7 protein-coding genes and 1 pseudogene are annotated in these 8,695 nt (G+C 59.0%); 7 read left to right on the top strand and 1 reads right to left on the bottom strand.

The annotated features are described in order from the left end of the window. Positions 1-236: 236 nt before the first annotated feature. The 7 genes from ACODSV_RS35225 (at position 237) to ACODSV_RS35195 (ending at position 8,075) form a co-directional block, all read left to right on the top strand. Positions 237-425, top strand: coding sequence for a hypothetical protein (locus ACODSV_RS35225; protein ID WP_223817916.1), 189 nt, complete (start codon positions 237-239; stop codon positions 423-425). Between the two features lie 223 nt (positions 426-648). Then, positions 649-1,008, top strand: coding sequence for a hypothetical protein (locus tag ACODSV_RS35220; RefSeq protein ID WP_489047437.1), 360 nt, complete (start codon positions 649-651; stop codon positions 1,006-1,008). A gap of 680 nt (positions 1,009-1,688) precedes the next feature. Next, positions 1,689-2,828 (top strand): Fic family protein, encoded by a 1,140-nt coding sequence (locus tag ACODSV_RS35215; RefSeq protein WP_150056122.1) that lies wholly within the window; start codon positions 1,689-1,691, stop codon positions 2,826-2,828. Between the two features lie 74 nt (positions 2,829-2,902). Further along, positions 2,903-3,145, top strand: coding sequence for an exodeoxyribonuclease VII small subunit (locus ACODSV_RS35210; protein WP_003176346.1), 243 nt, complete (start codon positions 2,903-2,905; stop codon positions 3,143-3,145). Beyond that, on the top strand, positions 3,142-4,029 hold the full coding sequence (ispA, locus tag ACODSV_RS35205; RefSeq protein ID WP_069077095.1) for a (2E,6E)-farnesyl diphosphate synthase: 888 nt from the start codon (positions 3,142-3,144) through the stop codon (positions 4,027-4,029). The genes ACODSV_RS35210 and ispA overlap by 4 nt, the downstream gene beginning before the upstream one ends. A gap of 110 nt (positions 4,030-4,139) precedes the next feature. Then, positions 4,140-6,038 (top strand): 1-deoxy-D-xylulose-5-phosphate synthase, encoded by a 1,899-nt coding sequence (gene dxs, locus ACODSV_RS35200; protein WP_024077641.1) that lies wholly within the window; start codon positions 4,140-4,142, stop codon positions 6,036-6,038. A 141-nt stretch (positions 6,039-6,179) separates the two neighbouring features. Then, positions 6,180-8,075 (top strand): TonB-dependent receptor domain-containing protein, encoded by a 1,896-nt coding sequence (locus ACODSV_RS35195; RefSeq protein WP_150056031.1) that lies wholly within the window; start codon positions 6,180-6,182, stop codon positions 8,073-8,075. A 21-nt stretch (positions 8,076-8,096) separates the two neighbouring features. On the opposite strand, the pseudogene ACODSV_RS35190 reads toward ACODSV_RS35195, so the two are convergent. After that, positions 8,097-8,639: pseudogene (locus ACODSV_RS35190) on the bottom strand (helical backbone metal receptor); the annotation flags it as partial. Positions 8,640-8,695: the final 56 nt, after the last annotated feature.

The following is an 8,695-nucleotide window of genomic DNA, read 5'->3' as shown; positions in this document are numbered from 1 at the left end:
TGATGCAGACGCGTTCGGCGGCAAGGGCCGAGGTCAGGAAAAATGGACATCCGAAAAAGGTTAAGTAAGTGCCATTCGGGACAGAACTATTTATAGACTAAAGATCCGACTCGCTGTTTTCGATCAAATAAATCTGCCCCCAGCCCCCTATCTAGCAATAAAAGTCGTACCACACTCTTACGAAGAAGGGCACGGAACCGGATTTTTACCGGGTGGAAAACATCCAGGAAGCTGATATGAAAAAAATCCCTGTGGCAGATGGAACAATTGAAAAACTGATTTGCAACCGCAATACATTGATAATGGAGTTTACAGACTGGCAGGAAAAACGTTGGAATATAACCTTTAACGACCTAGTTGCCTTTCAAGGCTTAGGCCCTGTCGGCACCGAAATATGCGACATGTACGAAGAGGAAAACACATGACTTTCGCAAGAAGCCACTAGACTGGAGCCTGGTGAAACTGGAATAACCTACTGCTTTACATCGAGTAATGGCGGAGAAACAATTTTTCTCGTAGTTGCTGGCAGCTATAGCGCACAAGAGATATGACATTGACTGACGCGAAGTAGAAAGGGAGCAATCAAATAATTCCGCCCCCTTTTTCCAAAAACCGTATTACAAATGACTAAAAGGTTCGCAAAAAAAAATGAGCCATTTTGATGACAAGCTAATTGCGGAACTGAGATCCCACAACATTGCCTTTAATATTCTTCCTGCCAATGATCACGCTTCCATTGTTAGAGAGATCAATGAAAACATCCCTTTCTCAGGAAGCAAAATTGCCTGGAGCAAATTAAACAACAGCATGAACTTTGGGGGCGACCTTACGGACTCGCCGACCTCACGACTGGCCAAGGAAATCAAAAAAGTCGCCGACGACACAATAATTATTGTGGGTGATTCGGTTTGTGACGACGCTTACTGCATAAACCTCGAACAACTAGAAGAGGCACTCAGCGTTTTCTCCGAAATACCACAGCACACATATATAGTTCAAAACAGCTAAACTGGATTGCTTGTATTTCATTTGAGGGCGATATCGACTTTGCACTATTGAAGCCCTCCATACCACAAACTCCCAGACGTTGAGACGTGAACAGTGATAGCCATATAGAGAAACTAGTAGACGCAGAACGAAACTTATCTTCGCAGCACAAACCTTACTCTAGACCGCAGGCGTTCGCGGACAACACCATTGAAAAAACGCCATACAAACAAATGAAATAAAGCTACGCATTAGTGCCACCTTTAGCACTAGAGATATTTGCGCACGAGTGCTTTTAACAAAAACACACCAGCCATAAATTTTACAGATCAGCAAAACAGTTTATGGAGCGGATCAAACTCAACGATCTAGTTGCCTTACAAATGATAGGCGCCGCCGGGCCTAAAATAGGCGACATGTACAATGAATAAGACTCTAGCCCCTCACAAAAAAGTCATAAAGCTTGAAGCTAGTGAAGCGAGAAAGCTACTGCTTTATGGCGAATAATACCGGAGAGGGCATCTTCCAGTGGTTGCTGATAGTTATATCGCCCAGAAGGTAAAATCAAAACCTCACATCGCCATAGCTACAGAAAATAACGACAGCCTGACTAGACCCTGAGCCGAATCCGCAGCACAATCGGTTCACAAAATGAGCCGAATAACCTCTTTATTCGGCTCACGCACCCCAGGCATTCCACCATGGCTCATCCACACTGGATCTGGCAACACGCCGACTGGCCTCATTTCCACTGGCAACCCGGTCGCCTTGCGGCTTTGCTGCGCGAGTGCGGACACGCCCAAGGCAAGCTTTTGGGCATGCTCGGCTCCGTCAGCCAAGCAGTCAGCGCACAAAATGAACTGGATGCGCTGCTGCAAAATATCCTGACGTCCTCGGCGATTGAGGGCGAGCTGTTGAATGTCGGCTCGGTGCGCTCGTCCCTGGCAAGGCGGATGGGCCTGGAAGCAATGGAAGACGGTCAGGTAAGCCGCCGTAGCGAAGGCCTCGCCGAGTTGATGATGGATGCCACTCAACAATTCACCCAGCCTTTTACCCTCGCCCGCTTATTGAACTGGCATCACTTATTGTTCCCGGCCCCAGAAGCAGGCTATGCCGCCAGAGCGCTCAATATCGGGGCATTGAGGGGGGATGAGCCGATGCAGGTAGTGTCGGGCCGGCTTGATCGGCCGACCGTGCATTTCGAGGCGCCACCACGTCTGGGGCTGGAGCAGGCACTGGCGGATTTTCTGGAGTGGTTCGAAATCAGCCGCGATCAGCCGGAGCTGGACCCTCTGGTACGCGCCGGCGTCGCGCACTTCTGGTTTGTCACACTGCATCCCTTCGATGACGGCAATGGTCGCCTGACGCGCGCCATCACCGATTTGGCACTGGCCCAGGGTGAACACCAGGCCATCCGTTTCTATGCTATGTCAGCCAGCATCCTCGAAGACCGCACCGGCTACTACAACGCGCTGGAATCCAGCCAGAAGGCCTCATTGGATATCACGGACTGGCTGGAGTGGTTCCTTAAAACCCTGTTACGCAGCGTGCAGCAGGCCATGGCGCGGATTGACCGAGTGCTGGAAAAGAGTCGGTTCTGGCAGCAACACCGCGACCTCCCTTTGTCGGCTGAACAGATCAAGGTCCTCAATCGCCTGCTCGACGGTGGTGAGAAGGGCTTCGAACACGGCATCAGCGCTGCGCAGTACCAGTCGGTGGCAAAGGTATCCAAGGCGACAGCGACGCGACACCTGGCCGATCTGTTGGAAAAAAACTGTTTGGTTCGTCTCCCGGGAGGCGGCCGCAGCACGCGTTATCGGGTCAATACAGCAGGCAAGTGACGCCCCTCTCATTTGCCCCCATCCCCCATGTCTGCTAGTGTCGCGCCGGTTTACCGTCTACCGGAATAGCCGCCATGGCCCGCAAAAAAGTTGCACTCGATTTCGAACAATCCCTCGCCGACCTGCAAACCTTGGTCGAGCGTCTGGAGAACGGCGAGTTGTCGCTGGAGGACTCGCTGACGGCGTTTGAGCAAGGCATCGGCCTGACCCGTGACTGCCAGAGCGCGTTGGCGCAGGCGGAGCAGAAGGTCCAGGTGTTGCTGGAGCGCGACGGGGAGTTGGCCGAAGAACCTTTCGATGCGGAACAGCCGGAATGATCGACGCGTATCAGGCCAGCAGCCAAGCCCGGGTGAATGCGGCGCTGGAGCCCTTGTTTGTTGCGCCAAGCCCGGAAATGAAGCGTCTCTATGAAGCCATGCGCTACAGCGTGATGAATGGCGGCAAGCGTGTGCGCCCGTTGCTGGCGTATGCGGCCTGTGAAGCCTTGGGCGCACCGGCCGAAGAAGCGAATGGCGCGGCGTGTGCGGTTGAGTTGATTCACGCGTATTCCCTGGTGCATGACGATTTGCCGGCGATGGACGACGACGATCTGCGTCGTGGCCAACCCACCACCCATAAAGCCTTTGATGAAGCCTATGCGATCCTGGCCGGCGACGGTTTGCAGAGCCTGGCGTTCAGCGCCTTGCTGGACCCGGCGCTGAGCAGCGTCAATGCCGAGATCCGCCTGCGTATGGTGACCGCGTTGGCCCTGGCTGCGGGCCCGGCCGGCATGGTCGGCGGGCAGGCGATCGACATGGGGTCGGTCAGCCTCAAGCTGGATCAGCAAGCCCTCGAACATATGCATCGCCACAAGACCGGCGCATTGATAGAAGCTGCCGTGCACCTCGGTGCCCTGGCCAGTGGCCGGGCCGAAGCGCCGCAGTTGGCGGCCTTGCAAACCTATTCCCGGGCCATCGGCCTGGCGTTCCAGGTACAGGACGACATTCTCGACGTGGAAAGTGATACCGCCACCCTGGGCAAACGCCAGGGTGCGGATATCGCACGGGACAAACCGACTTATCCTGCATTGCTCGGGCTTGAAGCTGCCAAGGCGTATGCCATCGAGCTACGCGACCAGGCCCTGGCCGCCCTGCGACCTTTCGACGCGGCAGCCGAGCCGCTGCGGCACCTGGCGCGGTATATCGTCGAACGTCGGCACTGATAACTGCGGCCATTGCAGCCGCATATCAGCCAAGTTCGGCGCTCTGCGTGGGCAGTTTGCGATGCTTGAGGTAAACTGCCGCCTCTTCTATACCTATAACGATTCGCCTGATGCCCACGACGTTTCAAGAGATTCCCCGCAAACGCCCGTCCACGCCCCTGCTCGACCGTGCTGCCACGCCGGACGGCCTGCGTCGTCTGGGTGAAGCCGAGCTGGAAACCCTGGCCGATGAGTTGCGCCTGGAATTGCTCTACACGGTCGGCCAGACCGGTGGGCATTTCGGTGCAGGCCTGGGCGTCATCGAGCTGACCATCGCGCTGCATTACGTGTTCGACACCCCGGACGACCGGCTGGTGTGGGACGTGGGTCACCAGGCGTATCCGCATAAGATCCTCACGGGCCGCCGCGAGCGCATGAGCACCCTGCGCCAGAAGGACGGCATTGCTGCCTTCCCGCGTCGTTCCGAGAGCGAGTACGACACCTTTGGTGTCGGCCACTCGAGCACCTCCATCAGTGCAGCGCTGGGCATGGCGATTGCCGCCCGCCTGCAAGGCAGCGATCGCAAGGCGATTGCCGTGATTGGTGATGGTGCACTGACCGCCGGCATGGCCTTCGAGGCGCTCAACCACGCGCCGGAAGTGGATGCCAATATGTTGGTGATCCTCAACGACAACGACATGTCGATCTCGCGCAATGTCGGTGGCTTGTCCAATTACCTGGCCAAGATCCTCTCCAGCCGTACCTACGCAAGCATGCGCGAAGGCAGCAAGAAAGTGCTGTCACGCCTGCCCGGCGCGTGGGAAATCGCGCGGCGCACCGAGGAATATGCCAAGGGCATGCTGGTGCCCGGCACGCTGTTCGAGGAACTGGGCTGGAACTACATCGGCCCGATCGACGGCCACGACCTGCCGACCCTGATCGCCACGTTGCGCAACATGCGTGACCTCAAGGGCCCGCAATTCCTGCATATCGTTACCAAGAAGGGCAAAGGCTTCGCCCCGGCCGAAGTCGACCCGATTGGCTACCACGCCATCACCAAGCTCGAACCCCTGGACGCGCCCGCCGCCGCACCGAAAAAGGCCAGTGGGCCGAAGTATTCCGGAGTGTTCGGCGAATGGCTGTGCGACATGGCCGCTGCCGACCCGCGCCTGGTAGGGATTACCCCGGCGATGAAGGAAGGCTCCGACCTGGTGGCCTTCAGCGAGCGTTTCCCGCTGCGTTACTTCGACGTCGCGATTGCCGAACAACACGCCGTGACCTTCGCTGCCGGCATGGCCTGTGAAGGCGCCAAGCCGGTGGTGGCGATCTATTCCACCTTCCTGCAACGCGGTTATGACCAGTTGGTGCATGACGTGGCGGTGCAGAACCTCGACGTGCTGTTTGCCATCGACCGCGCTGGCCTGGTCGGCGAAGACGGCCCGACCCACGCCGGCAGTTTCGACCTGTCCTACCTGCGCTGCATCCCCGGCATGCTGGTGATGACGCCGAGCGACGAGAACGAACTGCGCAAGATGCTCAGCACCGGCCACCTGTATAACGGCCCGGCCGCTGTGCGTTACCCGCGAGGCAATGGCCCGAACGCGGTGATCGAGAAAGACCTGGCGCCTATCGAGATCGGCAAAGGGATCCTGCGTCGCCAAGGCAGCAAGGCCGCCTTCCTGGTGTTTGGCGTGCAATTGGCCGAAGCGCTGAAAGTCGCCGAGAAGATCGATGCCACCGTGGTCGACATGCGCTTCGTCAAGCCGCTGGATGAAGCCCTGGTACGCGACATCGCCGCCAGCCATGAATTGCTGGTGACGGTTGAAGAGAACGCCATCATGGGCGGTGCAGGTGCCGCCGTCAGCGAGTTCCTGGCGCGCGAGAATATCCTCAAGTCGGTGTTGCACCTGGGCCTGCCGGATATGTACGTCGAACACGCCAAGCCGGCGCAGATGCTGGCGGAGTGCGGGTTGGACGAAGCAGGAATCGAAGCCTCCGTGCGCGAGCGTATGACCCTGCTGGGGCTGTAGAAACCGGCTCAACATGTGGGAGGGGGCTTGCCCCGATAGCGGCAGTTCAGTCAACTACGATGCTGACTGACAAGACGCCATCGGGGGCAAGCCCCCTCCCACATTTGATTTGCGTCACCTTCAAACGCCATGGACAGCCCCATGAGACATCTTCGCCTAGCCCTCCCCCTGCTGCTTCTGCCCTCCCCTGAATTGCTCGCCGACACCCGCGACGCTGCGCTGAAACTCCCCGATGTGGTCATCAGCGCCAACCGCCAGGTCCAGGCGCGCAACGACAGCAGCGCCGCCAACACCGTCTTCACCCGCGACGACATCGACCGCCTGCAACCCACCAGCCTGACTGACCTGCTCAGCCGCGTCCCCGGAGTGCAAGTTGCGCCCACCGGCGGCCGTGGCAGCCTTCCAGGCATTTACCTGCGTGGCACCAAGTCCGCACAAAGCCTGGTGCTGGTGGACGGCCAGCGCATCGCCAATACCACCTCCGGCGACAGTGGCCTGCAGTACCTGAACGTCGATCAGATCGAGCGGGTGGAAGTGCTGCGCGGTTCGCGCTCGGTGATCTACGGCAGCGACGCGATCGGCGGGGTGATCCAGGTGTTTACCCGGCGCAATGCCGAACAGGGCCTGCAACCACGCTTGAACCTGGGCTTGGGCAGCCACCAGTCCTGGGAGCGCAGCCTCGGATTATCCGGCGGTGATGAACACACTCGCTTCAACCTGGGCGCGAGCCTGGATGAAACCGCCGGCATCAATTCGACGCACACGTCATTCCCCAGCGATGGCGATCGGGATGCCTACCGCAACCAGTCCGTCAGCCTGAACCTCAGCCATGCCTTCAGTGAGGCGCTGGAGGTGGGTTTCAATCTCCTGGATAGCCGCGGCAAGTCGGAATACGACAACAGCTTCGGGCGCTACGTCGCCGCCACCGGGCAGACCGTCGGCCAGAAACCCTACACCGACTACGCCGTGAGCAGCGCCAGCGGTTATGTCGACGCCGAACTCAATGAGCACTGGCAGTCGCGCCTGGAACTGGGCCATAGCGAGATCCGCGATACCAAGCGCGATACCCTCAGCGAGGATTTCAGCGTGTTCAATACCTACCGCGACTCGGTCAACTGGCAGAACGACCTGACGCTGGATGACCAGAACAGCCTGATCCTCGGCGGCGACTGGTACGAAGACCGCTTCCACGGTTCCACCTCCTTTACCGAAAACAGCCGCTGGAACCGCGCCGCCTTTGTGCAGCACCGCTTCCACGGCCAGGGGTTTTCCACCGAGCTGGGCCTGCGCCGCGACCAGAACCAGCAATTCGGCGCCCAGAACAGTTGGAGCGGCACCCTCACCGTGCCGATCAACCCGGACAATGATGTGCTGCTCAGCTACAGCGAGGGCTTTCGCGCGCCGACCTTTAACGACCTTTATTACCCGGACACCCAGTACAGCAACCCCAACCTGCAGCCCGAGACCTCAAAGAGTTACGAGTTGCAATGGCGCAGCCAGCTCAGCGACCGCACACGCCTGGAAGCCTCGCTGTATCGCACCGACTTGAGCGACGCCATCATTCTCGACCGCACCAGCAAGCCGCAGAACGTGGCAGCAGCGCGTATCAACGGCTTTGAGGGCGCACTCAAACAGGAACTGTTTGGCTGGCAAGGCAACCTGGGCGTCTCGGTCATCGACCCGCGTGACCGCAACACCGGGCACACCCTGGCCCGCCGTGCACGGCGCACCGTGAGCCTGGACCTGGATCGGCAATTCAATCAATTCGGGGTCGGCGCGAGCTGGCAGGCGATCAGCAGCAGCTATGACGATGAAGACAATCGCCATCGCCTGGGCGGCTATGCCTTGTTGGGATGGCGCAGCAGTTGGGCGGTGAGCCGGGAAGTGTCGCTGTCGCTGAAGGTCGATAACCTGCTGGACAAGGCTTACGCGCGGGCGCGCTACAGCTATAACGATCCGGCATTCCTGAACAACCAGGATTATCGGGAAGAAGGTCGGGTGTGGAGGATTGGGGTGAGCTGGACGCCAGCGCTCTGAGCAAACATTCGAGGCCCGACCTCACAGGTTCGGCGCAATCACCTGGCACAACCGCGCCAGCGCCTCCAACATCTGCCCACTCGGCCGCTCCAGGCCTTTATCCGGCACTAACAACAAGCGCCCCTGCGCAACGGCAGCCACCTGCGGCCAGGCCTTCCAAGCCTCCAGCTGCGGCTGGTCACCCGCCAGGATCACCTCAGGATTACGCTGCAACACCGACTCGATGCTGACCTGCGGCGCGGGCAACTTCAGATCGTCGAACACATTGCGCGCGCCGCACACGCTGAGCGCATCGCTGATGATCTGCCCGCCGCCCACGGTGTACAGCGGCCGGTTCCACACTTGGTAAAACACGCGCAACGGTTCGGCACGCTGGTAGCGCTGGCGCAACTGAGCCAAGCGTTGGCGCAACTGGGCGGCCAATTGTCGACCGGTGTCGGCGCGCCCCAACTGCTCGGCGATGGCCTGCACCTGGGTGGTCAACTGTTCAAGGCTATGGGGTTCGGCGACGTACACCGGGATACTCAGGCGTTGCAATTGGTCTCGCTGCGCCGAATTGATGCTGCGTAAGCGCTCCATAAACCCCACCTCCCGCTGGTGGGGTTTTGCGTTTTAAAGTG

It is taken from the genome of Pseudomonas sp. FG86 (assembly GCF_057808775.1).
The sequence above is the reverse complement of the archived record's forward strand: the minus strand, read 5'-3'. Positions and strand labels throughout refer to the sequence as shown.